Raw genomic sequence first — 25903 nt, forward strand, 5'->3', positions numbered from 1 at the left:
TCCCCCTTGGAGTATCCACAATGCCCAGCCCGGTTAGCGAAGTGCCTGCTGCTCCGTCTGACATTGCCTTGCAGCATTTCAGCCGTCGTCTGATGTTCGAAACAGATTGTTCCGACGTTCATGCCAGCCAACAGGCCGGCGAGGTCGATTTTGTGCTGGTGGATGTCCGCGGGGCCCTGGCCTATGAGCGCGGTCATGTGCCAGGCGCGATCAATATCCCGACGCGTTCGCTCACCGCCCAGACGCTGGCCGCTTATCCAACAAACACGCTGTTCGTGGTTTATTGCGCGGGGCCGCACTGCAACGGCGCGAACAAGGCGGCGGTCCGCCTGGCGACCCTGGGCTATCCGGTCAAGGAAATGATCGGCGGTGTCATGGGCTGGCTCGACGAGGGTTTTCGCCTGACCGGCCTGGTGGAGCGCGTGGCGGACACGGCGGTCAGCTGCGACTGCTGAGTTTTTGCAGCGATCTGCTGTGGCAAGGGACTTGCTCCCTCGCCACAGCAGTTTGTCCTGTCAGGTTTTTCGCAAACTTCAAGGACATCGGACACACCTGGTTATTTTTATAACTATTTGTCGCCTCAACACAATCTCCCCTCTGAGTGCCCCTCTAGACTCCCGGCCACTTCGGTTTTTGCCAACCGAACGCTGCCTACGATCTGCTAATAAAAAACCTGCGCACTCAGGAGCAAAAATGAAGAAGCTAGCAATGTTCGGTGCCCTGGCACTGTCCGTATTGTCCTTGTCGGCCATGGCCGCTGACGCCCAGCCGCTGCGCCTCGGGATCGAAGCCGGTTACCCACCTTTCTCGATGAAGACCCCTGACGGCAAACTGGCCGGTTTCGATGTCGATATCGGTGATGCGTTGTGTGAGCAGATGAAGGTCAAGTGTGTCTGGGTCGAGCAGGAGTTCGATGGCCTGATCCCGGCGTTGAAGGTGAAGAAAATCGACGCGATCCTGTCGTCCATGACCATCACCGACGACCGCAAGAAAAACGTCGATTTCACCATCAAGTACTACCACACCCCGGCACGCTTCGTGATGAAGGAAGGTTCCGGGATCAAGGACCCATTGACCGAACTCAAGGGCAAGAAGGTCGGTGTGCTGCGGGCCAGTACCCATGATCGTTTCGCCACCGAAGTGCTGGTGCCGGCGGGCATCAACCTGGTGCGCTACGGCTCCCAGCAGGAAGCCAACCTGGACATGGTCGCCGGTCGTCTCGATGCCATGCTGGCCGATTCGGTCAACCTCGACGATGGCTTCCTGAAAACCGATGCGGGCAAAGGCTTCGCATTTGTTGGCCCAACCTACGACGATCCGAAGTACTTCGGCGGCGGTGCCGGCATTGCCGTGCGCAAGGGTGATCAGGCCCTGGCCGAGAAATTCAACGCCGCCATCACCGAAATCCGTGCCAACGGCACGTACAAGAAAGTGCAGGACAAGTACTTCGCCTTCGACATCTACGGGCATTGATCGTTGAAACCAAGGTGGCCCACCGTTGACGCGGTCGGCCACCTTTTTCATGGGCGATTGTTTTACCCTGCGCTATGAGCGCTTTCGTATCTGGAGATTTCATGCAACGCATCGACCATACCCTGCCATGGAGCCACCTCGGCACCGAACGTCGGCTCAGTGTGTTTCGTTATGGCCATGGCCCACGCAAGGTTTACATCCAGGCCAGCCTGCACGCCGATGAGTTGCCCGGCATGCGCACGGCTTGGGAGCTGAAGCAACGGCTCAACGCGCTTGAGGCCCAGGGTTTGCTCAAGGGCGTGATCGAGCTGGTGCCGGTGGCCAACCCCATCGGCCTGGATCAACATCTGCAAAGCGCCCACATGGGGCGTTTCGAGTTGGGCAGCGGCAAGAACTTCAACCGCTCCTTCGTGGAACTCAGCGCCCCGGTGGCGCAACGTGTCGGCGACCGATTGGGTGACGATCCGGCGGCCAATATCACCTTGATCCGCCAGACCATGCTCCAGGTCCTGGACGATTTGCCGGCACCCCCTTCGCAGCTCGAAGCCCTGCATCGTCTCCTGCTGCGCCATGCCTGCGATGCCGATATCACCCTCGACCTGCACTGCGATTTCGAGGCAGCCATTCATCTGTACGCCTTGCCGCAACAATGGCCGCAGTGGCGCTCCCTGGCTGCACGGTTGAAAGCCGGCGTGGCGTTGCTGTGCGAGGACTCCGGCGGCAGTTCGTTCGACGAATCCTGCTCCACCCCCTGGTTGCGCCTGGCCAGGGCTTTTCCCGAGGCGGCGATCCCGCCGGCCAACCTGGCGACCACCCTGGAACTGGGGAGCATGGGCGACACGCGGGTGCATCAGGCCCAGGCCAATTGCGAGGCCATCCTCGGGTTTCTCGCCGAGCAGGGTTTTATCGGCGGCGATTGGCCGTCGGTGCCAGCCCAATGCTGTGAAGGATTTCCTTTCGAGGGCACCGAGTACCTGTTCGCGCCGCACCATGGCGTGGTGAGTTTCCTGCGCGAGGCGGGTGAATGGGTGGAGCGGGGCGACCCCTTGTTCGAAGTGGTCGACCCGTTGGATGATCGGGTTACCACGGTACGGGCCGGCACCAGCGGCGTGCTGTTCGCCCTGGACCGTGGGCGTTATACCCAGCCCGGGATCTGGCAGGCGAAAGTGGCGGGACGTGAGCCGATACGCACCGGGAAATTGACCAACGACTGAAAAGTGCTGTCTACCTCACCGTACGGCCCTTGCCATGGGCTATCGAATGATGGAGGAAGATCAATGTTCAAAGCGTTCGCCCTGTTCCTGTTGTTGGTCTCGTCCGGGTTGCAGGCCCAGCCCTCGCTGCACACGGACTTGCCACTCAGTTATCTGGCCCAGGCCGACGAGCAGGCCAGGGACCGGCCGCTGGTGATATTCCTGCATGGTTCCGGCAGCAACGAACAGGATCTGTTCGAGCTCAGGGACGAGCTGCCCCAACACTACAACTACCTCTCGGTGCGGGCGCCGAAGACCATGGAGACAGGTCATTACCAGTGGTTTGCGAAGCGGGGCGAGGGCGCCTATGACGGCGACACCTCGGACTTGAAGGCCAGCGGCCAGATGCTGCTGGATTTCATCGAAAAGGCCCGGGCCAAATACCCGACGGACGCCAGCCAGGTCTATCTGGTGGGCTTTAGCCAGGGCGCGATGATGAGCTACGAAGTCGCCCTGCGACACCCCGAAGCCGTCGGTGGTATCGCGGCGATGGGCGGGCGGGTTCTGTCCGTGCTGCAAGCCGAGCTGACCCCCGACGAATCGCGGCGGTCGCTGGCGGTGTTCATCGGCCACGGCACGGCAGACCCGATCATCCCCTACCACGATGGCACCGAAGCCGACACGTTCCTGAAGACCTTGGCCCTGGAGCCGGAGTTTCATGCCTATCCGGGTGTCGGGCATACCATCAGTGCCTTGGAAGTGCAGGACCTGCGGGCCTGGTTGGAGCGGCTCAATCCCTAGCGGTTTCAGGTTGAATCTCTGTTGCATGGGCTGACGCTATCGCGAGCGGGCTCGCTCCCACATTTGCTCCCGGGCGTTCACACGATTTATGCCCACCGCAAAACCCTGTGGGAGCGGGCTCGCTCGCGAATGAAGCAACGCGGTCCCTCAGGCACTTCGCGCCCAGGCCATCACTTGCCGCTGGCGATCTGTTTCACCAACGCTTCATGACCGTTCTTGTCACTGGCCCGGGAGATGATCTGCACCACGGCCATGCGCGTGCCGGAGGCTCCCAGCAATGTGGTGTCGAGGGTCGGCCCGCCGCCCTGGGTGGCGCTGGTGTCGAGTTGACGCAGGCCCAGGCCACTGCCTTTGAGGGTCAGGCTTTTTTCGCTGAGGATCTTGGCATCCGGCAAGGCTTTGCTTCGCTGGGCGGCGAAGCCGGCCATAGTCGTGTCGAGAAACGCAGCATCGTCATCCTTCACCTTCGCACCATTGACGATGGTGTTTTCAGCCGTGATCACCACGGTTCTGCTGGTGGCATTGCTGTACATGGTCCCCGTCGCCCCTGCCGTGCCCTGGGCGGCATCGCCGGCAGGCAGGGCGGTCGCGGTGAAACCCTTGGGCAAGGTAAAGACAAATTTGCCACCCAGCATCGATACTTTCTGAGCCGGCAGATCGCCGGCGGCTTTAGCCGGGGCCGAATAGGCAGGCACGACAACCAGACTGGCAACGGCTGTCAGCAACAGTGCAGCAGTGTGTTTTCTCAGCAATGACATTGAAACTCTCGGCGTGGAGGGCGTGTTTGGAAACCGATCATCCCACGGGCATCGCGCCGGACTCCAGTGCTGCGAAGGCTTCCAGACGCGTCAGTCAGGCTCGACATCCAGCTGCAGGCTGTCATCGGCCAGGCGCTCGGCGCGCCGGACGATCCCACTGATCCGCCGCCCCTCGGCAGTGAACACCACGATCTGGGCTTTCTCCAGATCCTCCGGCAGCGGTGGCCGGATGTGCAGCGCGAACCATGGCGGCTCACCGTCATCGAGGCGTTTGACATCGAACTGACAGTCGACGCTTTTGGTTTCCCGACCGAACAGCGTGTCGAGGCCGTAATCCAGGTGGGTGCTGTCGGCAGCGGCGGGGGAAAGGGGCATCGGCAGTCTCCTGTTGAGCACGCGGTTGATGTTCAAGTGATTCTCGCGATGAACGAAAATTCCATCGCCAATGCCCCCGATCAGAATTGATAACCTACCCCAGCATAGTACCCCCAGCCATCGGAGCGGGCGCGGAAGTTGCCATCGCCGAAGTTCAGCTCACTGCCGTCTTCCCAGTTGCCGCCGTTGTGGAAGTAACGGCCCACCAGGGTGAAGCGCAGGTGGGTGAAGGAGTACAGCAATACGTTGGTGGCAACCGTGGCGTTGGCGGTGCGCGCCGGATTGTCCTTGTGCAGATCCGAACCGAAATCGAAGTTGGTGAAGCCGATGTAAGTCAGGGATGCACCGTTGCTGAACCGGCTGATCGGCACGATGTACTTGAGTTGGGCGCGGTAGCCATCCCAGGAATATTCATTACTGGCACCGTAGTTTTCCCATTGATACCGACCGTAGAAGTTGGCCGACAGGTTGACCCTGGAATGGGTGTCGATGTCGGTGCCCAGTCCGCTGTACAAGGTGTTACCGCGATTGGCGCTGTTGCTGCCGTGGTCGTAGATCCAGTCGAACGCCACATACCATTCCTTGAACGCCCCGATGGCCAGGCTGCGGCCTGCCAGGTAGTCGATGGAAATGCGCGGTTCGTGCTCCATGAACAGCGGCGAGCCGTGGTCCCATGCGCCTTTGTCGTGGCTGTTGCCGATGTCGAAAATTTTCGGAATGTCGACGTAGCCGTACAGTTCGAACGGCCCCTTGCGGCCGAAATATTCATACTCCAGGTAGACATCGTCGACCGGTTGCGGGCCGAAGCTGATGTCCTTGCTACCGATGATCGTCAGGTTCTGATTGTACCAATCCGACAGGTAGGCGCCTTTTTTTGGCGCAGTGGCTTCGGGGCTCAGGGCTTCGCCCTGGGCAGACGCCTCGGCGGGTGCGGCGTGGGTTGCAGTGCTGAGTAATCCGGTAACGGTGGTCAGTAGCAGGGAGGCGGCGAATACGCCGGGCACGGCGCGACGCCGGGAAATGAAATGCATGGAAAGTCCTTGTTCGTGCGGGCCGAAGCCCGTGTTCCTGGATGTAAGGAAAATGGCCCGATCAGAAGGCCTTGATGGGGCTCGCAAACGTTTGCACATCCCGTACCAGTTTTCCCTGACCATTGCGGCATGAGCACTGGAGCATCGACGTTGCTGCTAGAATCGCTCACCTTGACTGATAGGAGGTATGCCCATGAGCGAGCCCATTCGCCTGACCCAGTACAGCCACGGCGCCGGTTGCGGCTGCAAGATTTCGCCGCAAGTGCTGGAAGTGATCCTGGCCGGCAGCGGTGCGCAGAACCTCGATCCCAAGTTGTGGGTCGGCAACGCCTCCCGGGACGATGCCGCGGTGTACGCCATCGACGAAGAGCGCGGGGTGGTGTCGACCACTGACTTCTTCATGCCAATTGTCGATGATCCTTTCGATTTCGGCCGCATCGCCGCCACCAATGCCATCAGCGACATTTATGCCATGGGCGGTGATCCGCTGATGGCCATTGCGATTCTCGGCTGGCCAGTCAATGTGCTGGCCCCGGAAATCGCACGGGAAGTGATCCGTGGCGGGCGTTCAGTGTGCGACGAGGCTGGTATACCCTTGGCTGGCGGGCATTCGATCGATGCGCCTGAGCCGATTTTCGGCCTGGCTGTCACTGGACTGGTGCAAAAGCGCCACATGAAGCGCAATGACACCGCCACTGCCGGTTGCCGCCTCTACCTGACCAAACCCCTGGGCATTGGCATCCTTACCACGGCGGAGAAGAAGGGCAAATTGCGCGCCGCCGACGTTGGCCTGGCCCGGGATTGGATGTGCACCCTCAACAAGCCCGGCAGCCGCTTCGGCAAGCTCGATGGCGTGACGGCCATGACCGACGTCACCGGTTTCGGTCTGCTCGGGCATCTGGTGGAAATGGCCGATGGCAGTCAGTTGACCGCACGCATCCGCTACGATGCGGTGCCGCGCCTGCCGGGCGTCGAATACTACCTGGACCTGGGTTGCGTACCAGGCGGTACGCTACGTAACTACGACAGTTACGCCAGCAGGGTCGGCCGTGTCCAGGAGCTGCACAAGCGCGTACTGTGCGACCCGCAGACCAGCGGCGGCCTGTTGATCGCCGTGACGGCGCAAGGCGAAGGCGAGTTTCTTCAGGTGGCCGCGGAGCTGGGCTTTGCGCTGGAGCCGATTGGCGAGTTGGTCGAGCGACAGACCAACGCGGTCGAGGTGTCTTGATGAGCAACGACATTACCGATTACCGCGACATTTTCCTCAATGACCGGCCGATGATGGACACTCGCGCGCCTGTCGAGTTTCTCAAGGGGGCCTTTCCCGGCGTGGTCAATCTGCCGCTGATGACGGACATCGAGCGGCAGCGGGTCGGTACTTGCTACAAGCAACAGGGCCAGCAGGCGGCGATCGTCCTGGGGCATCAGCTGGTGTCCGGCGACACCAAGGCGCACCGCATCCAGGCCTGGAGCGACTTCGCCCGGGCCCATCCTGACGGAGTTCTGTATTGCTTTCGAGGCGGCCTGCGTTCGCAGATTGTCCAGCAATGGCTCAAGGACGAAGCCGGCATCGAATACCCCAGGGTTGGCGGCGGCTACAAGGCGATGCGTACGTTCCTGCTGGACACTGTCGAGCAGGCGGTCGCCCAGTGTGATTTCGTCTTGCTGGGCGGCATGACCGGCACCGGCAAGACCGAGATGCTGATCCAGCTGGGCAACGGACTGGACCTGGAAGGTCACGCCAATCACCGTGGTTCCAGCTTCGGCAAGCGGGCCACGGGGCAGCCTTCCAACATCGATTTCGAGAACCGCCTGGCCGTGGATGTGCTGAAGAAGCGCGCCGCCGGTATCGAGCATTTCGTGCTGGAAGATGAAAGCCGCATGGTCGGCAGCTGCGCGTTACCGTTGCCGTTGTACCAGCGCATGCAACAGGTCCCGATGGTCTGGCTTGAAGACAGTGTGGAACGACGGGTCGAGCGGATTCTGCGTGATTACGTCATCAACCTGAGCGCCGAATTTGTCGCCGTATATGGCGAGGAAGGGTTCTCGCTGTTTTCCGAACGGTTGCTGGCGAGTTTGAACAACATCCACAAGCGCCTGGGGGGCGACCGTCATCGGCGCCTGATGGCAATCATGGAAGCCGCCTTGGCCGAGCAGGCCGATAGCGGGGCTGTCGACTTGCATCGTGGCTGGATCGACGGGTTGCTGCGTGAATATTACGACCCGATGTACGTGTTCCAGCGGGAAAAGAAGGGGAGTCGGATCGAGTTTGCGGGGGAGCAGGCGGCTGTGCTCGAGTATCTGCGTGAGCGCGCCGCCCGGACAGGATGACCTCGGGACCTCGTGGGAACGGGTTGCCGCTATCGCGAGCAGGCTCGCTCCCACAGGGAATTTGCAATGGACGACACCTCTGCGATCACCTCAGGCCCATGTGGGAGCGAGCCTGCTCGCGATAGCGGTGGATCAGTAAATCTTGAAGCCTAAAGCAACACCGCTCCGATCAACCCGCAGACGATGCCGACCAACATGGTCAACAGCGCCACGGTCACCAGCACCCGGGCATCGAAATCCTTGCGCAGCATCAGCAGCGACGGCAGGCTGATGCTCGGCAGTGTCATCAGCAACGCCACGGCCGGTCCGGTGCCCATGCCCAGGGTCATCATCGTTTGAACGATAGGGATTTCCGCCGCGGTGGGAATCACGAACAGCGTGCCGACAACAGCCAGCGGTACCAGCCAGACCAGGCTGTCGGCCATGGCGCCATCGACATGGGGAAACAGCCAGACCCGTGCGGCGCCCAGGACCAGCACAGCCAGCACATAGACTGGAATGGTGCTCCAGAACAATTGCCACAAGGTCCGTCCCCAACGCGCCAGCAAAGGCTGCGCATCGACCGCGCTGGCCTCGGTCACGGCTTCGACGGCCGCCTCGGGTAACACGTCGGGCCGGGCGATGCGCTGGGCCACCATCGACACGCCGAACACCAGCACAATGCCCGCCACCAGTCGCAGCGCGGTGAAGCCCCAGCCCAGTACGAAGCCCATGAAGACCAGGGTCGCGGGATTGAGCACCGGGTTGCCGATCCAGAAGGCCAGCGCCGCGCCCACCGAGACATTCTGCCGACGCATGCCGGCCGCCACCGGCGCCGCGCAGCATGAGCACATCATGCCGGGCAGGGCGAACAGCCCGCCGCGCAGAGTCGAGGCAAAGCCGGCCTGGCCGAACAGGCGCAACAGCCAGTCACGGGGAATCAGTACCTGCAACAGGGAGCCCAGGATCACCGCCAGCACCGCCGCTTTCCAGATCGCCAGGAAATACACCTTGGCGTAGGTCAGCGCGGCCATCAGCGGCGTGGTCTGTGCATCGTTGAGGATCGAACCGCCGATGCTGTGGTTATCGGCGGCGACAAACGCCTTGAGGTAGTAGGGCGACCATTTGACGTAGTACAGGCCGACGCAAGCCACCAGCAGGAACAGGGCGGGTTTCCACCAGAACGACCAGCCCCGAACGGGAGCGGCAGAAGATAAAGACATGGAGAAGGTCCGGGCAGTAGGGATGTAGACGCATCATACCCTGTGGCGAGGACGCTTGCTGTGGCGAGGGCGCTTGCGCCGGGCTCCGTCCTGTAGAAGCTGTCGAGTGCAACGAGGCTGCGATCTCTCCACTGACAATTGAGCCTCAAGCGAAAGATCAAAATCAGAAGATCGCAGGCTTCGCCAGCTCCTACGATGCCTGCCGCTTACGTCGGACAGGTCTCCTGCCTGTTATCCAAGCCCTGCTTGTAGCTCTGGCTGGTGAGGCTGGCCTTGCCGTTGTGCCAGGTCAGGGTCAGTACGTACATCGAATCGAAATCCCCCGATTCCCAGTCTTGGGCAATGGTCTGCTTCTTGCCCACGGCCTCGCCAGCCACCTTGTTGATCAGTTCCGGCAGATAGCCGTGGGACCAGGCCGTGTAGATGGTGGCGTTGTGGTACTTGTCGTGCAGCAATTCGTCGGCCAGGGCGCTGGTGTCGTTGGCCGAGTACTCGATATTGACCGGCAAGCCGAGTTTGATCGCGCTGGGGCTGATGGTCATCAGCGGGCGAATATAGCTATAGGAGTTATCCCGCTCGCCTTCCTCAACGTTGCGGGTCGGGTTGGCCGCGAATACGTAGTCGGCCTTGCCGAACTTTTGTGGCAACAGGGTGGCCAGGTCGATGGCGCGATTGAGACCCTGGCAATTGAGTTGGCCCAGGCCGCCGGCGGGTTTTTCGGCGTGGCGCAGGAACACCAGGGTCTGGATGCCGTCGACTGGCTGGGCGCGACTGACGCTGGACTCCAGTGACAACACCAGACCGCAGATCACGAGCAGCGTCGGCAGGATCAGCCATGAACGGCGTTGGAGGTGTCGGGTGAACTTCAGTGGGTTGATCATCGGATTATGTTCTTCGGCTGTCTCGAGTCAGGCTTCGAGTCAGGCTGACAAACCCTGGCACCGCGAAGCCTTGGCTTCGGATGTTTTCCTTGTCGTTACGCCGCTTCGATTCCTCGGGGCATTGCTCTGAGTCTCCTGAAGCCCTTTGGTTCGATCCTGCCACGGCTCTCTTCCATGAGATGGCATGAACATTAACGACAGGATGTTGCGAAATTAATAACGGCCTGCGTGAATTCTGTGACTGTCAGGAGGGTGGCATTTCCTGATGCCATCCACCCGATCCTGAATTATGCTCCAGCATTTCCCTTCCGCCATGGAGCTCCCATGCCCAATCTGCCCCAATTTCCCATCACCCAGAAATGGCCCACCCAATACCCCGAGTGGCTCCAGCTCTACTCCCTGCCAACTCCTAACGGCGTGAAAGTCTCGATCATGCTGGAGGAGATCGGCCTGCCCTACGAACCCCACAAAGTGGACTTTGGCAGCAACGATCAGCTCTCCCCTGAATTCCTCTCACTCAACCCGAACAACAAGATCCCGGCGATTCTCGATCCCCATGGTCCGGGGGACCAGCCGTTGGCGTTGTTCGAGTCCGGGGCGATTCTGATTTACCTGGCGGACAAGAGCGGTCAACTGCTGGCCCAGGAATCGGCGGCGCGCTACGAGACGATTCAGTGGTTGATGTTCCAGATGGGCGGTATCGGGCCGATGTTCGGGCAGCTGGGTTTCTTCAATAAATTCGCTGGCAAGGACTATGAGGACAAGCGTCCTCGCGACCGTTATGTCGAGGAAAGCAGGCGTTTGCTCAAGGTACTCGATGGGCGCCTGGAAGGGCGCGACTGGATCATGGGTGAGCGCTATACCATTGCCGACATTGCCACGTTCCCATGGGTGCGCAACTTGATCGGGTTCTATGAGGCCGGCGATCTGGTGGGGATCCAGAACTTCCCCAACGTGACGCGGGTGCTGGAGCGCTTCCTGGCGCGGCCGGCCGTGGTCCGGGGTTTGAAGATTCCCGAGTGAGCAGAGCGGTGTGCGGCTCAAGGGCACTGACTTGTATCAACGGTTCGCTGAGCGTGTAAGCGGATTATTGCTCTGCCGGTAACACACTGTTTTCCAGGTGTCGTTTGTACCCGGGGTGGCCAAGGCATAAGCTTTGGCCCCCTGTGATTGCCCCCCATTTGCCCAGGAGTTCCATGTCCAGCCAGTTCCCCGAAGCACGTCCACGCCGCCTGCGTCGTAATGCCAGCCTGCGCAGTCTTTTCCAGGAAACCGAGTTCACGTTGAACGACCTGGTCCTGCCGATTTTCGTCGAAGAAGAAATCGATGACTTCGTGCCGATCAAGAGCATGCCAGGCGTGGTGCGCATTCCTGAGTCGAAACTGGCTGGCGAGATCGAGCGATATGCCCGTGCTGGCATCAAGTCGGTGATGACCTTTGGCGTGTCCCATCATCTGGACAGCGACGGCAGCGACACCTGGAACGAGCGTGGCCTGGTGTCGCGCATGGCCGCGATCTGCAAGGACGCTGTGCCGGAAATGATTGTGATGTCCGACACGTGTTTCTGTGAATACACCGATCATGGTCATTGCGGCGTGCTTCATGGGCATGAAGTGGACAACGACCTGACCCTGTTCAACCTGGGCCGGCAAGCCGTGGCAGCGGCCCGCGCCGGTGCCGATGTCATCGCTCCGTCCGCGGCGATGGATGGGCAGGTCCAGGCGATTCGCAAGGCGCTGGATGAAGCTGGCTTCAGCCAGACGGCAATCATGGCCTATTCCACTAAATTCGCCTCGGCGCTTTATGGCCCGTTCCGTGAGGCTGGCGGCAGCGCGTTGAAGGGCGACCGCAAGAGCTACCAGATGAACCCGATGAACCGTCGCGAAGCGTTGCGCGAATCCCTGCTCGATGAACAGGAAGGCGCCGATGCGCTGATGGTCAAGCCGGCCGGCGCCTACCTCGATATCATCCGTGACATTCGCCAGGCGTCGAACCTGCCGTTGTCGGCGTATCAGGTCAGTGGCGAATACGCGATGATTAAATTCGCCGCCCAGGCCGGCGCCATTGACGAAGCCCGAGTGGTGCGAGAAAGCCTTGGCGCGATCAAACGGGCGGGAGCGGATTTGATCTTCACCTACTTTGCGATGGACCTGGCACTGAGCGGCATCTGATCACACCGTTCCCCTGTGGGAGCGAGCTTGCTCGCGATAGCGGTGGGTCAGCGTGCATCGATGTTGTGTGTGCCACCGTCATCGCGAGCAGGCTCGCTCCCACAATGTTCCAGGGTGTTCACAGACATCGAATCTACCGCAGATCCCTTGTGGGAGCGGGCCTGCTCGCGATAGCGGTGGGTCAGTTTGCATCGATGTTGGTTGTGCCACCGTCATCGCGAGCAGGCTCGCTCCCACAATGTTTCAGGGTGTTCACCGAACTCGAATCCACCCCAGATCCCTTGTGGGAGCGAGCCTGCTCGCGATAGCGGTGGGTCAGTTTGCATTGATGTTGTGTGTGCCACCGTCTTCGCGGGCAAGCCGGGCTCCCACATGGGTTTTCCGGTGGTTACCGAGCCGGTTTTATCCGTGTGGCAAACGACGGAATATAGCCTGTCCCAGCTTTTGATCGTATGGTGCTCTGGAGTACAAACCTGATGGAGCCCTATGCCTTTCAATCGATGGTTGTTCATTCTCCCGGCGCTGCTGGTCCTGGCCGGTTGTGGCAGTCGTCAGGTCCAGGAGCCCGAGCGCCAGCCCGCCGAGGTCAAGGCGCAGATTGTGCGGTTGTTGCCGGCCAAGACAGCGGATCGCGAAGGCTGGGCCACGGATATCTATGTTGCGTTTACCGCGCAGCAGATCCCGCCTACGACGCAGAATATCTGTTCGGTACTGGCTGTCGCTGAGCAGGAATCGACATTCCAGGCCGACCCCACGGTGCCGGGACTGGGCAAGATTGCCCGGCAGGAAATCGATCGCCGTGCGGCGAAGTTGCATATTCCCGGGCTATTGGTCAGCGGCGCACTCCAGGTGCGTTCATCCAACGGCAAGAGTTACAGCGACCGGCTCGCCGCGGTGCGCAGCGAGAAGGAGCTGAGCGGCATTTTCGATGATTTCATTGGCATGGTGCCGTTGGGCAAAACGTTGTTCGACGGTTTCAACCCGGTGCACACCGGCGGGCCGATGCAGGTCAGTATCGCCTTCGCCCAGGCCAATGCCCGACATTATCCTTATACGGTGGAGGGGTCGATTCGCCAGGAAGTGTTCAGCCGGCGCGGTGGGATGTACTTCGGCATTGCGCATTTGCTGGGGTATCCGGTGAGCTACACCGAGCCGCTGTATCGCTTCGCCGATTTCAATGCCGGTTGGTACGCCAGCCGCAACGCGGCGTTCCAGCATGCCGTGAGTCGCGCCTCAGGCATTTCTCTCGCCCTCGACGGTGACCTGATCCAGCATGACTCCATCATGCCCGGCAGCACCGAGCTGGCGGTGCGCACGCTTGGGAAATCGTTGGGAATGCGTAACCCGACCATTCGCGATCAGTTGGAGCAGGGCGACAGCCTGGCATTCGAGGACAGTAAACTCTACAAGCGCGTCTTCGAACTGGCTGAAAAGGCCGAGGGTAAACCGTTACCTCGTGCGGTGTTGCCGGGGATCGTACTCAAGAGCCCGAAAATCACCCGCAAGCTGACCACTGCATGGTTTGCCAAGCGGGTGGACGAGCGCTATCAGCGGTGCATGGCGCGGTCGGCGGGACGCTAGGCTCTGTATGAAAGCCTTGATACTCAAAGCTTTTCACACAGAGCCTGGCGAACGGCGACCATGAAAAAAGCCCGGTGGATAAGACCGGGCTTTTGTCGGGCAGAGCAGGGCGGCAGGTCATGCGCGATTCTGAGTCAGGTGATCCGAACCACCTTCAGCAACGCGATTCTCGATCAAACGATCCGAACCACCTTCAGCAACGCGATTCTCGATCAAGCGATCCGAACCACCTTCAGCGACGCGATTCTCGATCAAGCGATCCGAACCACCTTCAGCGACGCGATTCTCGATCAAGCGATCCGAACCACCTTCAGCGACGCGATTCTCGATCAAACGATCCGAACCACCTTCAGCGACGCGATTCTCGATCAAACGATCCGAACCACCTTCAGCGACGCGATTCTCGATCAAGCGATCCGAACCACCTTCAGCGACGCGGTTCTCAATCAGTCGATCGGAACCACCTTCGGCAACGACCGGGTGGGAAGAAGCGGCGAATGCGTTGGCTGCCAGAACCGAGAAAGCGAGGCTGAGGATGATTTGGCGTTTCATGATGGTGTGCTCCGGGGGATGCAGTGGGTTTGTGTGGTGCCATTGTTGCGTCGGGCAGTAATCATGAGAACTTCATTGAAGTGATGGTGACCATCGATGGCAGTGATAACTGGTCGATGTGCAGGTCGTCCACGGCGTGGAACATCGGGCGTGCGAAGGGTTCTATCGACTGAACCTTCCCAGGAGGCAGGCTTATGTATCAGTTATTCGGCTACAGGCAATCCGGTTCGGCGGCCGTGGAGATTGCCCTGTGCCTATGTGGTGTGCCTTATCGCCGGGTCGATGCCTATTCGACCGAAGACAATGACGCGGCCAAGGCACTCGAGGCGTTGAATCCCCAGAAACAGGTGCCGACCTTGCAGTTGCCGGACGGTTCGGTGCTGACCGAAGCCGCCGCCATTCTGATCCACCTCGGGCTGACCTATCCGGAATCGAAGTTGCTGCCCGAGGACCCGGTCCAGCGTGCACAAGCCATACGGGGCCTGGTTTACATCGTCGCCAATTGCTACACGCCCATCGGTATCATCGATTTTCCGGAGCGCTGGCTGGCCGAGGCGGATGAGGCGACCCGGCAGCAATTGGTGTCGGGCACGAAGCATCGCTTGTATCGCAATTGGACGTTGTTTGCCGATCAGTTTCCGGCGCAACCGTTCTTCAGCGGTGCCGAGCCGGGAGCGCTGGATATTCTCGCAGCGGTGATTACCAAGTGGGCCGGAACGCGAGAGGCGATGCTCAGTGCACGACCGGAATTTCACGCAGTGCTGGAGCGCATCGACCAGCATCCGCGGGTGGCCCCGGTGCTGTCACTGCATTGGGCTGCGTAGGCGTGTCCGAAAGGTCATGGGCATGCCTTTCGAGTGGCCGCCTGGGCGATGAGGTCGACCAACTGCCGGACGTTATTCTGGTGGGCCAGCACCAGCTCGTCGAGGGTGCTTCCCGCAGGTGTCTGCAGGTGGTTGCGGCAGGTAAAGGCGTGAGCTTCGTCACTGAGGTTACGCAAGCGCCATTGCACGTCCATGCGGGCGTACTGGCCGGGGACCGAATCGAAACGTTGTACGTCTACCCGTAGTAACGCCTTCGGCGCGCCGGGATTGCTCAGTTGTTCCTCCAGGCTGCTGCGCAGCTCATCCGCCAGGCTGGCGCCCCACCATTCGGTCTCCAGGATCGCCAATCCACTGTTGCCCTGGCGAATGACCATCTGGGGGCGATCCACCTGAGGCGGGACGCTGACCTGCTCGATCCGGATGTCGACGCCGGAGGGTGGCTTGCCTGTCGGCTGGACCGGGCTCAAGGTGTGGTAATGGATCGGATCGCTGCGACAGGCGCCGAGCAGCAGCGCCACGGCGACGAGGGCGACTTTCAGCATCGGCGGCATGGCGCGTGCTCCTCTGATCATTCTTTCACCGGGAAGGTGAGCGGGGCATCCTTGGGACGACCGCGCAGCAGCGATTCGGGATGACGGCTCAAGTAGTCGGACAGTTCTCGCAGCGAGCGCGACATGCGACCGAGATCGTCGAGGGTCTGGGTCAACTGCTCGCGCTGAGGCGAGTCTTCGGCCAGCGTGGTGTTGGCCGACTGCAAGGTCTTGCTGACGTCTTGCAAGGTATTCTGCACGCTTGGCAGGGTCTTGCCGTTGAATTGCTTCAGGCCTTTGCGCAATTCCACGAGGTTGCCATCCAGGTTACTGGCGATGCTTTCCAGCGGCAGCTTGTTGATACGCTCGATCACCGACTGCAGTTGCTCCTGCAATTGCTGCAGGCTGCCAGGAATGGTCGGGATTCGGACGGGGCGGGCCGCGGGGTCGAAAGCGACTTTCTCGGCCTTGGGATAGAAGTCCAGGGAGATGTACAACTGCCCGGTCAGCAAGTTGCCGCTGCGGGCCTGGGCGCGCAGGCCACGTTCGACGAAGCTGCCGAGCAGGCGGGCCGAGGCGGCCTCGTCTTCTGGATCATGATTGAGCGCCTTGAGCAATTTCTCGTGGGCTTTGCCCAGGCGCTGGGGGTAGATCACCACGCCGACATTGACCGGGAAACTGCGTTGCTTCTCGTCGAAATCCAGGTTGATGGCCACGACCCTGCCGATTTCCACGCCGAGGAATTCCACCGGTGCATCGACCTTCAACCCCCGCAGCGCCTGATCGAAACGCAGGGCCAGGTATTGCGCCTTGCCACTGGGTGGCGCCAGGGCGCTTTGTTGGTCGGCGAACAGTTCGTAGTTCTTGTCTTCGGCTGCTGGCGTGTCGTCGGGATTGTAGTCCGGTGCCCTGAACGCGATGCCGCCGACCAGCAATGCCGAGAGCGATTCGGTCCTGACCGCGAAGCCATTGGCGCCGACGTTCAAGTCCACGCCGCTGACGTTCCAGAACCGGGTGTTCTCGGTGACATAAGCGTCGTTCGGTGCGTTGATGAAGACCTCGATATTGACGCCCTTGCCGTCCGCGTCCAGGGCGTAGGAGACCACTTGGCCCACCGGAATCTTGCGCAGATAAACCGGTGAGCCGATGTCCAGCGAACCGAGGTCGCGGGAGTGCAGGGTAAAGCGCTTGCCCGGTTCGCCGTAGGTGATCGGTGGCGGTGCCTCGAGGCCGGTGAACGACTTGGCGCGTACTTTCGAATGCCCGGCGTCGGCCCCGATGAAGTCCCCTGACAGCAACGTGTCGATCCCGGAAATGCCACCGGCGCCGATGCGCGGCCGGACCACCCAGAACACCGAGTCTTCGTGGGTGAACGTATCGGCGTTCTTGGCCAGCTTGACCGTGGCGGTGACGTTCTTCTGGTCATCGCTCAACTGCACGTCCGTGACCTGGCCGATCACCACGTTGCGGTATTTCACCGCGGTCTTGTTGGCGGTCAGGCCTTCGCCGGTCTTGAAGGTAATGGTGATGGTCGGGCCTTCCTGCAGCCAGTTGTGGACTACCAGCGACAGGCCCACCAGCACCGCGATGATCGGCACGATCCACACCAGCGACACCGACCAGCGACTGCTGGTGACGTGGGCGCGCCCCGGCGCGGGTTGTTGTCCGTCAGTGGCTTGCGATTTCATCCATGGCCTCCTCCGAGGGGGGTGGGGTGTCCCAGATCAGCCGTGGGTCGAAACTCATGGCCGACAGCATGGTGAACAGCACGACGAGGCCGAAGAACAGGATCCCCGGGCGCGGTTCGATATCGCTCAGTGCCTGGAACTTCACCAGCGCCGCCACCAGGGCCACCACCAGCACGTCGAGCATCGACCAATAGCCGATGACTTCCACCAGCCGGTACAGCTTGGCTCGCTGGAGCTGGGCCCAGTTGCTGCGTCGCTGCACGGTGACCAGCAGCAGCGTCAGGACCACGAACTTGATGCCGGGTACGGCGATGCTGGCGATGAAGATGATCAGGGCGATGTCCCAGGCACCGCTGCGCCAGAACTCGATCACGCCGCTGATGATCGTGCTGTCGGCGCCGTCCCCGAGCATCCGGGTGTTCATCACCGGCAGCAGGTTGGCCGGGATATAGAACACCAGCGCGGCCAGCATGTAGGCCCAGGTGCGGGTAAGGGCATCGGGTTTGCGCCGGTGCAGGAGGGCGTCGCAACGCGGGCAGGTCGTGGGCTCGTCGGTCATGTCGCAGGCCAGGCCGCAGCCATGGCACAGGCACAGGTCCAGATCACCGGCCAGTGGTGGGGTATCCAGCGGTTTGCCGTTCACAGGCTGCTCCACAGGTCGCGCACATCGCGCCCGGCAATACGGATCATCAGCAGGCTCAAGGCCGCCAGGGCGAACAGGCCGATACCCGGCAGTACGTCCAGCAACCCGGCGAGTTTGATCACCGCCACCAGCGCGCCCAGCAGGCAGACCTCCAGCATGCTCCATGGTCGCAGCGTTTCCAGGCTGCGCATGCACAGGTTGAACCCCGGCGCACGGCGGTTGGCGTAGGCATGCCCCAGCACCCAGAGCAGCAGGGCCAGTTGAAGGAGTGGAGCGATGATGATTGCCACCGCTGCCACCAGGGCGATGAAGGTAATCGGCCCCTGGCTCAAGGCCACGATGGAATCCCACAGCGTGGCGCTGTTGTTCAGGCCCTGGAAGCGGATGCTCATCACCGGGTAGACGTTGGCGAAGGCCCACAACACCGCCGCCGTCACGCTCAAGGCCAGGCGTTTTTCGATGGTCAGCCCGTTATAGCGCTGGATCACCGCGCCACATCGCACGCACGAGGCTTTCTGATGCGGGACGAGCTCCACCGGCTCGTACACCGCATCGCAATGTTCGCAAATGATCAGTCGCTCGGCGTCGGCCATCGGGGTGCTCGGGCAGGGGCAACCCCTTCAATATAGAAGTGGGTTGGGAATGAGCAACCTGGCGAGTCGATCATTCGCCGCGAATGTACTGCTCCAGTTGTTGGATCAGGTTCGCCTGTTCGGCAATGGCTTCCTTGACCAGGTCACCGATGGACAGCAGGCCGACGAGTTTGCCGTCGTCCACCACCGGCAAATGCCGCAAGTGCTTTTCGGTCATGATGCTCAGGCAGGTCTCGACGGTCTGGTGCGGATCGATGGTGATCACGGGGGATACCATGATGTCGCTGACTTTCGTGCCCACCGATGAGCGGCCGTGCAAGACCATCTTGCGCGCATAATCACGCTCGCTGATGATCCCCAGCACTTCATCGTTCTTCACCACCAACAAGGCGCCGACGTTTTTCTCGGCCATGCGCATCAAGGCCTGCAACACCATGTCGTCCGGTGAGATGGTGTGCACATGCTGGTTCTTCTCGTCCTTCATCCGGAGCAACTGCGCGACGGTTTTCATTGGGAGGGGCCTCGGGGGTGTTTTTGCAGGTGTTGTTAAAGAATCGTAGACCCGGCGGCGCAGGGCAAGCGGTAAAACGGCGGCCAGTCGTCCAAAAACGCCATCGGCGGTGAATTTATCATTGTGGCGAGGGGATAAATCCCCTCGCCACTCAGGTTCACTGTTTCCCTGAGAGATGGCGGGTAGAATCACCCCTTACCCAAGATTCGAGGTCACAGCGGTGGATTTACAGCAGGGCTTCGTCCTGACCCGGCATTGGCGCGACACCCCAGCGGGCACCGAAGTCGAATTCTGGCTGGCGACAGACGCCGGGCCACGGCGCGTGCGGCTGGCGATGCAGCCGTCGGTGGCGTTCGTGCCGCAGCTCCAGCGTGGCCAGGTCGAAGCCCTGCTGCAAGGGGAGAAGGACATTGAATTGCGCCCCCTCGACCTGCTGGATTTCGAGCATCGACCGGTGCTGGGCCTGTATTGCCGCCAACACGCCCAACTGATGCGCCTGGACACGACCTTGCGGCGGGCGGGCGTGGACGTGTTCGAGGCCGATATCCGGCCGCCGGAGCGCTACCTGATGGAGCGTTTCATCACCGCGCCGGTCTGGTTCAGCGGTACGCCGGGCGCCGACGGCCTGTTGCTGGATGCCCAGATGAAACCGGCCCCCGATTACCGTCCGGCGTTGCGCCTGGTGTCCCTGGACATCGAGACCACGGCCCAGGGTGAACTGTATTCCATTGCCCTGGAAGGCTGCGGCGAGCGCCAGGTGTACATGCTCGGCCCGCCCAATGGCGACGACAGCGATGTGGATTTCCAGCTCGAATACTGTGAATCCCGCACGCTGCTGCTGAAGAAACTCAACGACTGGTTCGCCCGTTTCGACCCCGACGCGATCATCGGCTGGAACCTGGTGCAGTTCGACCTGCGGGTGCTGCACGAGCATGCCCGGCGGCTGGCCGTGCCGTTGCGCCTGGGGCGAGGCGGGGAGGAGATGCAGTGGCGCGAGCACGGTGCGCGCAACAACCACTTCTTTGCCTCGGCGGCTGGACGACTGATCATCGATGGCATCGAGTCCCTGCGCTCGGCCACCTGGAGCTTCCCTTCGTTCAGCCTGGAAAACGTCGCCCAGACGTTGTTGGGGGAGGGCAAGGCCATCGGCACCCCTTATCAGCGCATGGACGAAATCAATCGCATGTTCGCCGAGGACAAGCCGGCCCTGGCCCGCTACAACCTCAAGGACTGCGAGCTGGTGACGCGGATCTTCGCCAAGACCGAGTTGCTCAAGTTCCTGCTGGAGCGGGCCAGCGTTACCGGCCTGCCGGCGGACCGCAGTGGCGGTTCGGTGGCGGCCTTCACGCACCTGTACATGCCGCTGATGCACCGCCAGGGGTTCGTGGCCCCGAATCTTGGCCAGCGCCCGCCCCAGGCCAGCCCGGGCGGCTTTGTCATGGACTCCCAGCCCGGGCTCTACGAGTCGGTCCTGGTGCTGGACTACAAGAGCCTGTATCCGTCGATCATCCGCACGTTTCTCATCGACCCGGTGGGTCTGATCGAAGGCCTGCGGCATCCGGACGATCGCGAGTCGGTGCCGGGCTTTCGCGGCGCACGGTTCTCGCGCACCCGCCATTGCCTGCCGTCCATCGTGGCACGCGTTGCCGAAGGCCGGGAAACCGCCAAGCGCGAACACAACGCGCCGCTGTCCCAGGCCCTGAAGATCATCATGAACGCCTTCTACGGCGTACTCGGTTCCAGCGGTTGCCGCTTCTTCGATCCAAGGCTGGCCTCATCCATTACCTTGCGCGGCCACCAGATCATGCAGCAGACCCGGCAGTTGATCGAAGCTCGGGGCCATGTGGTGATCTATGGCGATACGGACTCCACCTTCGTCTGGTTGCGCCGGGCCCATGGCCAGGAGGAGGCAGCCGGCATCGGTCGTGAGCTGGTGGCGTACGTCAACCAGTGGTGGCGCGAATACGTGCATGAGACGTTCGGGTTGCAGAGTGCGTTGGAGCTGCAGTTCGAAACCCACTTCAAGCGTTTCCTGATGCCGACGATTCGTGGCGCCGAGGAGGGCAGCAAGAAGCGCTACGCCGGGCTGGTGACCCGTGCCGACGGTAGCGATGAAATCGTCTACAAGGGGCTGGAGGCCGTGCGCACCGACTGGTCGCCGCTGGCCCGGCAATTCCAGCAGGAGTTGTACGAGCGGATCTTCCATCGCAAGCCTTACCAGGATTACGTGCGCGATTACGTCCAACAGACCCTGGCCGGGACGTTCGATGAGCGACTGGTCTACCGCAAGCGCCTGCGTCGACCGCTGGATGACTATGAGCGCAATGTCCCGCCCCACGTGCGAGCGGCGCGGATTGCCGACGAGTTCAACCAGCGCCAGGGTCGCCCGCGGCAATACCAGAATGGTGGCTGGATCAGCTACGTCATCACCGTCGCCGGCCCCGAGCCGCTGGAAACCCGCAGCGCCGCCATCGACTACGACCATTACGTGAGCAAGCAGCTGCAACCGGTGGCGGATGCGATCCTGCCGTTCGTGGGCGATGATTTCCTGACCTTGGTGGGCGGGCAGATGGGCTTGTTCTGAGGATGCTCGTCATACCCATGACGAAAGGGTGATGACGGCGACCGGCAGGGCAAGCGCGGCGAGCAGCGTCTGGCCCGCGATGATGCCGGCCATCAGTGGGGCGTCACCGCCCATCTGCCGGGCCATGATGTAGGACGACGATGCCGTCGGCAGGGACTGGAAAAGCAGGACGGCAATCGCCGCATCGCCCCGCAGGCCGATCATGCGGCAGGCGATCAAGGTCACGATCGGCATGATCACGAACTTGGTGATCGAGGACAGGCCGATCGGCTTCAACCAGCTGCGCGCCGTTTTCAGGTCCAGGGCCGCCCCGACACACAGCAGGCCGAGGGGCAACGACGCCTGGCCAAGCGCCTTGAATACCGCTTCCGGTCCTCGGGGTATGCCGATCCCTGTCCCTTGCAGGATGATGCCGGCCAGACACGCCATTATCAGTGGGTTCGTTACCAATTGCCTGGCGATGAGCTTGAGCGGCAATCGTCCCCCAGGACCGAAGCGGGCGAATACCAGCACGCAGAGAATATTGACCGTCGGCACGATCGCCGCGTTGGCCACGGCTGCCAAGGTAATACCGGATGCACCGAACAGTCCGGCGGCCGCAGATACCCCCACATAATTATTGAAGCGCACGCCGCCCTGGAAGACCGAGGTGAAGGCCGCATCATTACCCGCAAAAAGACCTCGCGACCCCACCAGCAAGACCGCCACCGTGACGGTCGACATCACCAGCGCCAGGATCATCCCGCCCACCGGGACATCACCGAGCTGGGCGGTCGCCAGGCCATGGAGAAACAGCGACGGCAGCAGCACGTAGTAGCCCAGCCGCTCGGCCTGGGGCCAGAAGCTGTCGGCCAGAAAGTTCGATTGCCTGAGCCAGGCACCCAATGCGATCAACAAGGCAATGGGGAAGAGGGCAAGCAGCAACGCCAGGGTCATCTCGCATTCACCAATCAGTTCAGAGGAATAACGGCGGCTGTGCAGCCTGCCTGGGATAATTCCCTCGGTCCCACAGGGTAAAGCAGATGAGGCGTTCCCTGCACACCCATAAAGTTTTTCTTGCCCTGCGCTAAAAGTAATCTGCTTTGTCCGGCAAGTGGCATCTGCACACACTCGAACTCAGGTTTTGATCACAGAGGCGAGAGAAAATGACCAAGAACACCTACAAGGCCATGCAGGTTACCCGGCCGGGCCTGCTGGAGCTGGTCGAACGGCAAATACCCGAACCGGGCACGGGTGATGTATTGATCGAAGTGCAGGCCTGCGGGGTCTGTGGGGCGGACGCCGGGGCTATCGAAGGGCTGGAGGGCGGTCTGCAATTGCCCCGCGTGCCCGGTCATGAAGTGGTGGGGCGGATCGTGGCCCTCGGCGCGGGCGTCCAAGGTGGTTGGCGGGTGGGCCAGCGGGTTGGCATCGGACGTTTGGGAGGGCATTGCAACGCTTGTGAGCAGTGCCGTCGCGGGCACTTCAACCTGTGCAGCAACCAGCCCATGGTGGGCAGCTCCCGGGATGGCGGCTACGCAGAGATGATGACCGCACGCGCCACCGGGCTGGTGGCGATCCCGGATCAGTTGGATGCCGTGGAAGCGGCGCCATTGCTGTGCGCGGGCATCGCCACGTTCAATGCCCTGCGCAAGTCTGGCGCCCAGGCGGGGGATCTGGTGGCGATCCAGGGCATCGGCGGCCTCGGTCACCTGGCCATCCAGTACGCGCGGCGGATGGGTTTCAAGGTCGTGGCCGTCGGGCGTGGCGCCGACATTGCGCAAGATGTCCTGGCGCTGGGCGCTCATCACTACCTCGATACCCATGTCGAGGACCCGGTCGCCCGGCTCAAGGAGATGGGTGGGGCCCAGGTGATCCTGACCACCATCACCGACAGCGCCGCGGTATCCTCGCTGATGCCTGCCCTTGCGCCACAGGGACGTTTGCTGGTGGTGGGCGTGGGGCAGCAGCCGCTGACGATCATGCCCGGTGCGCTGGTGGGCGGCGAACGCAGCGTCCAAGGTGCGATCACCGGCACTCCCTACGAATCCGAGAAAACCCTGGATTTCAGCGTCATGACCGACGTGCGCGCCATGATCGAAACCCGACCCCTGGAGAATGCCTGGGAGGTTTACCAGAAGGTGAAGTCAGGTGAGGTGAAATTTCGCATGGTGCTGACGATGGATTCGGGCGTCGTCTGAGCCTCAATGGGTGGGCGGTTGTTCCCGGGCAATGTCGAGGAAACCGACGTGATTTGCCCGGGCTTTCGTCGTTGCCTATTCCCCGCGCATATATGCCTGCGGACTGCTGCCCAATTCCTGGCGAAACGCGTAGATGAACGCGGAGGTGGAACCATAGCCCAGCTCCAGGGCCGTACGGGTCACGTCCAGGCCGTCGCCCAGCAGTTCGATGGCCCTGAACAGGCGTAGTCGTCTTCGCCAGGTCCGCAAGCTCATGCCTGTTTCACTGACGAAGTGCCGCGCCAGCGTCCGCTCGGACATGCCCAGTCTCCGAGCCCAGGTGTCCATTTCCGTCGGGTCTGCCGGGTCGGCATAAAGGGCTTCGCACAGCGTCGCCAATGCCTGGTTACGGGGCCAGGGCAGGGCGGTGGAAAGAGGTGTGGTGCGACGCAGTTGGTCGAGGATCAATTGCGTGATGCGGCGGGTGTAGCCCTCGGTGTCTTCTTCATCTTCCACCCGTGCCGCTTCGATGATCAGTGCCTTGAGCAGGGGCGACACGTCGAACAGTGTGGGACGGTCGCCAGGCAGCTCGGAGGGAATGCGATCGCTGATCCACAGGCTGCGAAACTCCGCACCGAACATCGAGCCGACCTGGTGACTGAGACCGGTTGGCAGCCAAGCGGCCTGTTCCGGCGAGATCATGAAGGAGCCGGCCTGTGTATTGACCGTCAACACGCCGGAAATCGCGTAGACCATCTGGTGCCAGTCATGAGCGTGCTCGGGGAAGCTATGGCGCGCAGGGATGGACTGGGCACGTACCTTCAAAGGCGCGGGGGGTGTGAGGCTATGGGGGGCTTCGAGGGTGCCCCACTTCATGATCGATCTCGGGCAGAAGGTCCTTGAGTGATGGACTGCGACACTGCCTGAACGCCCCGATCAGCCGCATCGACTGCCCCGGCGACATAGCCGGGAAACTGCGGCGACCATTCACTGGCGATACCGGCAAGGCATCCACTCCAGGGCCCTGAGGCTGCCATGGCTGAGGGCGCCGCGGCATGTTGGCTCGCACCCGTGAGATCAGCTGCGGTGGCGGTGAAGGGCTCCGCCGCCCAGTCTTTCAGGAACTCGGCTTTTGGAGTGCCCGCCTGAGGTCCAAACATCCGGACCAACTGAGCGCGGCAAAGTGATCGCAATTCACTTTCGGGCATGCTCTTGCGAAATGTTGCGGGCACGCCAATGAAGCCGAACAGCGCAGCGCTGCCTTGTGGGATCGAGGCATCGTGGATTTCCACCAAAGGGCCGACACCGCTTCGACCTTCTCCGGAAAGCCCTTGCTCACGCCAGAAAGGCGTATCGAAGAGGGCGAAATACTTGGCATGGGGGGCCATCCATGTAGCGGTCGCTGCCCAGCTTCGTGCGAGCTCCAGCGGCAGGGCCGGCGAAAACTCAACAGTGGCCTGCACCAGCCGCGGCGGCATGGCCAGGAGCACCTGCTCCACGCCCCACGTCGTGACCTGGCCTGAGGCGTCGGTGCTGCCCAGCTCAATGCCCTGTTCTGTGCGGCACATGCTGCGCACGGTGTGTCCGGTGAAGACTCGCGCCGGGTCCAGAGCGTCGAACAGGGCCTCGACAAGGGCGCCCATGCCACCCTCCAGACGCATCGAAGGCGGTGAATTCACGTAGCCGCGCATGCGCGCAGGCGCAGCGTCACGTGGGCGCTCGACCATCATGTCGCCGATCTCGTACTGCTCGTAACGACGCAGCTTCAGCGTCTGGATGAGACGATCCAGCTGCCGTTGGTAGCCAGGCCAGAACCACGAGGGGCCCAGGTCGAAGCGGTCCAGGGTGCCGGGTTGTTCCAGACCCGTGGCGAAGGTTGTGGGAGCGGAGACGATGCGTCCCCCGAGGACGTCCCGGGCTTCAAGCACCACATAGTCCGTGACGCCCTTTTGCTGCAGTGCATAGGCGGCGTACAGGCCACTCAAGCCGGCCCCGACGATCGCAATTCGAGCTGTTTGCATG

General features: G+C 61.7%; 26 protein-coding genes. 12 read left to right on the forward strand and 14 right to left on the reverse strand.

Annotated elements, in window-relative coordinates; all coding sequences use genetic code 11:
* Positions 1-20: 20 nt before the first annotated feature.
* From PCOSP_RS10670 to PCOSP_RS10685, 4 genes are all read left to right on the forward strand, one after another.
* Positions 21-455 (forward strand): rhodanese-like domain-containing protein, encoded by a 435-nt coding sequence (locus PCOSP_RS10670; RefSeq protein WP_139641792.1) that lies wholly within the window; start codon positions 21-23, stop codon positions 453-455.
* Positions 456-693: 238 nt separating this feature from the next.
* Complete coding sequence (locus PCOSP_RS10675) at positions 694-1473, forward strand: ABC transporter substrate-binding protein (protein ID WP_139641794.1); 780 nt, start codon at positions 694-696, stop codon at positions 1471-1473.
* A 101-nt stretch (positions 1474-1574) separates the two neighbouring features.
* Positions 1575-2687, forward strand: a complete 1113-nt coding sequence (locus PCOSP_RS10680; RefSeq protein WP_175361278.1) for a M14 family metallopeptidase — start codon at positions 1575-1577, stop codon at positions 2685-2687.
* 63 nt (positions 2688-2750) lie between these two features.
* Positions 2751-3467: an alpha/beta hydrolase gene (locus tag PCOSP_RS10685; protein WP_175361279.1), complete on the forward strand. Its 717-nt coding sequence runs from the start codon at positions 2751-2753 to the stop codon at positions 3465-3467.
* Between the two features lie 170 nt (positions 3468-3637).
* Here the strand turns inward: PCOSP_RS10685 and PCOSP_RS10690 are convergent, their stop codons facing one another.
* From PCOSP_RS10690 to PCOSP_RS10700, 3 genes are all read right to left on the reverse strand, one after another.
* Positions 3638-4225 (reverse strand): DcrB/PsbP domain-containing protein, encoded by a 588-nt coding sequence (locus tag PCOSP_RS10690; protein WP_464711105.1) that lies wholly within the window; start codon positions 4223-4225, stop codon positions 3638-3640.
* Between the two features lie 90 nt (positions 4226-4315).
* Positions 4316-4600 (reverse strand): hypothetical protein, encoded by a 285-nt coding sequence (locus tag PCOSP_RS10695; protein ID WP_139641804.1) that lies wholly within the window; start codon positions 4598-4600, stop codon positions 4316-4318.
* Positions 4601-4680: 80 nt separating this feature from the next.
* Positions 4681-5631 carry a nucleoside-specific channel-forming protein Tsx gene (locus PCOSP_RS10700; protein ID WP_464711107.1) on the reverse strand — a complete coding sequence of 317 codons (951 nt, stop codon included), beginning with the start codon at positions 5629-5631 and terminating at the stop codon, positions 4681-4683.
* A 193-nt stretch (positions 5632-5824) separates the two neighbouring features.
* Between PCOSP_RS10700 and selD the strand changes: the two genes are divergently transcribed.
* Positions 5825-6859 carry a selenide, water dikinase SelD gene (selD, locus tag PCOSP_RS10705; RefSeq protein ID WP_139641808.1) on the forward strand — a complete coding sequence of 345 codons (1035 nt, stop codon included), beginning with the start codon at positions 5825-5827 and terminating at the stop codon, positions 6857-6859.
* The gene (gene mnmH / locus PCOSP_RS10710) at positions 6859-7962 is read left to right on the forward strand and encodes a tRNA 2-selenouridine(34) synthase MnmH (protein ID WP_139641810.1); all 1104 of its coding nucleotides are present in this window, start codon (positions 6859-6861) and stop codon (positions 7960-7962) included. Before selD ends, mnmH begins: the two co-directional genes overlap by 1 nt.
* Positions 7963-8111: 149 nt before the next feature.
* On the opposite strand, the gene PCOSP_RS10715 is transcribed toward mnmH, so the two are convergent.
* Positions 8112-9164, reverse strand: coding sequence for a permease (locus tag PCOSP_RS10715; protein ID WP_464711109.1), 1053 nt, complete (start codon positions 9162-9164; stop codon positions 8112-8114).
* 206 nt (positions 9165-9370) lie between these two features.
* Positions 9371-10045: a histidine phosphatase family protein gene (locus tag PCOSP_RS10720; protein WP_175385318.1), complete on the reverse strand. Its 675-nt coding sequence runs from the start codon at positions 10043-10045 to the stop codon at positions 9371-9373.
* Positions 10046-10369: 324 nt separating this feature from the next.
* Here PCOSP_RS10720 and PCOSP_RS10725 point away from each other — a divergent pair, with 324 nt between their 5' ends.
* The 3 genes from PCOSP_RS10725 to PCOSP_RS10735 all read left to right on the forward strand — a co-directional run bounded on the left by PCOSP_RS10725 (position 10370) and on the right by PCOSP_RS10735 (position 13797).
* Complete coding sequence (locus PCOSP_RS10725) at positions 10370-11068, forward strand: glutathione binding-like protein (RefSeq protein WP_464711111.1); 699 nt, start codon at positions 10370-10372, stop codon at positions 11066-11068.
* Between the two features lie 173 nt (positions 11069-11241).
* A complete protein-coding gene (hemB, locus tag PCOSP_RS10730) occupies positions 11242-12216 on the forward strand; it encodes a porphobilinogen synthase (protein ID WP_175385319.1) in 975 nt (324 codons plus the stop codon).
* Positions 12217-12702: 486 nt separating this feature from the next.
* Positions 12703-13797: a DUF1615 domain-containing protein gene (locus tag PCOSP_RS10735; RefSeq protein ID WP_175361287.1), complete on the forward strand. Its 1095-nt coding sequence runs from the start codon at positions 12703-12705 to the stop codon at positions 13795-13797.
* Between the two features lie 117 nt (positions 13798-13914).
* Here PCOSP_RS10735 and PCOSP_RS10740 read toward each other — a convergent pair whose 3' ends face one another.
* Complete coding sequence (locus PCOSP_RS10740) at positions 13915-14349, reverse strand: phage infection protein (RefSeq protein WP_139641819.1); 435 nt, start codon at positions 14347-14349, stop codon at positions 13915-13917.
* Between the two features lie 194 nt (positions 14350-14543).
* On the opposite strand from PCOSP_RS10740, the gene PCOSP_RS10745 reads away from it, so the two are divergent.
* Positions 14544-15173, forward strand: coding sequence for a glutathione S-transferase family protein (locus PCOSP_RS10745; RefSeq protein ID WP_464711113.1), 630 nt, complete (start codon positions 14544-14546; stop codon positions 15171-15173).
* Positions 15174-15187: 14 nt separating this feature from the next.
* Here the strand turns inward: PCOSP_RS10745 and PCOSP_RS10750 are convergent, their stop codons facing one another.
* The 5 genes from PCOSP_RS10750 to PCOSP_RS10770 all read right to left on the reverse strand — a co-directional run bounded on the left by PCOSP_RS10750 (position 15188) and on the right by PCOSP_RS10770 (position 19138).
* The gene (locus tag PCOSP_RS10750; RefSeq protein WP_175385320.1) at positions 15188-15724 is read right to left on the reverse strand and encodes a PqiC family protein; all 537 of its coding nucleotides are present in this window, start codon (positions 15722-15724) and stop codon (positions 15188-15190) included.
* A 17-nt stretch (positions 15725-15741) separates the two neighbouring features.
* Positions 15742-17391 (reverse strand): PqiB family protein, encoded by a 1650-nt coding sequence (locus tag PCOSP_RS10755; protein ID WP_139641824.1) that lies wholly within the window; start codon positions 17389-17391, stop codon positions 15742-15744.
* Complete coding sequence (locus tag PCOSP_RS10760) at positions 17372-18019, reverse strand: paraquat-inducible protein A (protein WP_464711909.1); 648 nt, start codon at positions 18017-18019, stop codon at positions 17372-17374. The genes PCOSP_RS10755 and PCOSP_RS10760 overlap by 20 nt, the downstream gene beginning before the upstream one ends.
* Positions 18020-18030: 11 nt before the next feature.
* Positions 18031-18627 carry a paraquat-inducible protein A gene (locus PCOSP_RS10765; protein ID WP_139641826.1) on the reverse strand — a complete coding sequence of 199 codons (597 nt, stop codon included), beginning with the start codon at positions 18625-18627 and terminating at the stop codon, positions 18031-18033.
* 70 nt (positions 18628-18697) lie between these two features.
* Positions 18698-19138: a CBS domain-containing protein gene (locus tag PCOSP_RS10770; protein WP_041020645.1), complete on the reverse strand. Its 441-nt coding sequence runs from the start codon at positions 19136-19138 to the stop codon at positions 18698-18700.
* A 220-nt stretch (positions 19139-19358) separates the two neighbouring features.
* On the opposite strand from PCOSP_RS10770, the gene PCOSP_RS10775 reads away from it, so the two are divergent.
* Complete coding sequence (locus tag PCOSP_RS10775) at positions 19359-21722, forward strand: DNA polymerase II (RefSeq protein ID WP_464711115.1); 2364 nt, start codon at positions 19359-19361, stop codon at positions 21720-21722.
* Between the two features lie 9 nt (positions 21723-21731).
* Here the strand turns inward: PCOSP_RS10775 and PCOSP_RS10780 are convergent, their stop codons facing one another.
* Complete coding sequence (locus PCOSP_RS10780; protein ID WP_139641830.1) at positions 21732-22658, reverse strand: AEC family transporter; 927 nt, start codon at positions 22656-22658, stop codon at positions 21732-21734.
* A 209-nt stretch (positions 22659-22867) separates the two neighbouring features.
* On the opposite strand from PCOSP_RS10780, the gene PCOSP_RS10785 reads away from it, so the two are divergent.
* Complete coding sequence (locus PCOSP_RS10785) at positions 22868-23902, forward strand: alcohol dehydrogenase (RefSeq protein WP_464711117.1); 1035 nt, start codon at positions 22868-22870, stop codon at positions 23900-23902.
* A 75-nt stretch (positions 23903-23977) separates the two neighbouring features.
* Here PCOSP_RS10785 and PCOSP_RS10790 read toward each other — a convergent pair whose 3' ends face one another.
* Positions 23978-24757 carry an AraC family transcriptional regulator gene (locus PCOSP_RS10790; RefSeq protein WP_464711118.1) on the reverse strand — a complete coding sequence of 260 codons (780 nt, stop codon included), beginning with the start codon at positions 24755-24757 and terminating at the stop codon, positions 23978-23980.
* On the reverse strand, positions 24754-25902 hold the full coding sequence (locus PCOSP_RS10795; RefSeq protein ID WP_464711120.1) for a flavin monoamine oxidase family protein: 1149 nt from the start codon (positions 25900-25902) through the stop codon (positions 24754-24756). Before PCOSP_RS10795 ends, PCOSP_RS10790 begins: the two co-directional genes overlap by 4 nt.
* Between the last annotated feature and the right edge of the window lies 1 nt (position 25903).

It is taken from the genome of Pseudomonas sp. MAFF 730105 (genome assembly GCF_055380705.1).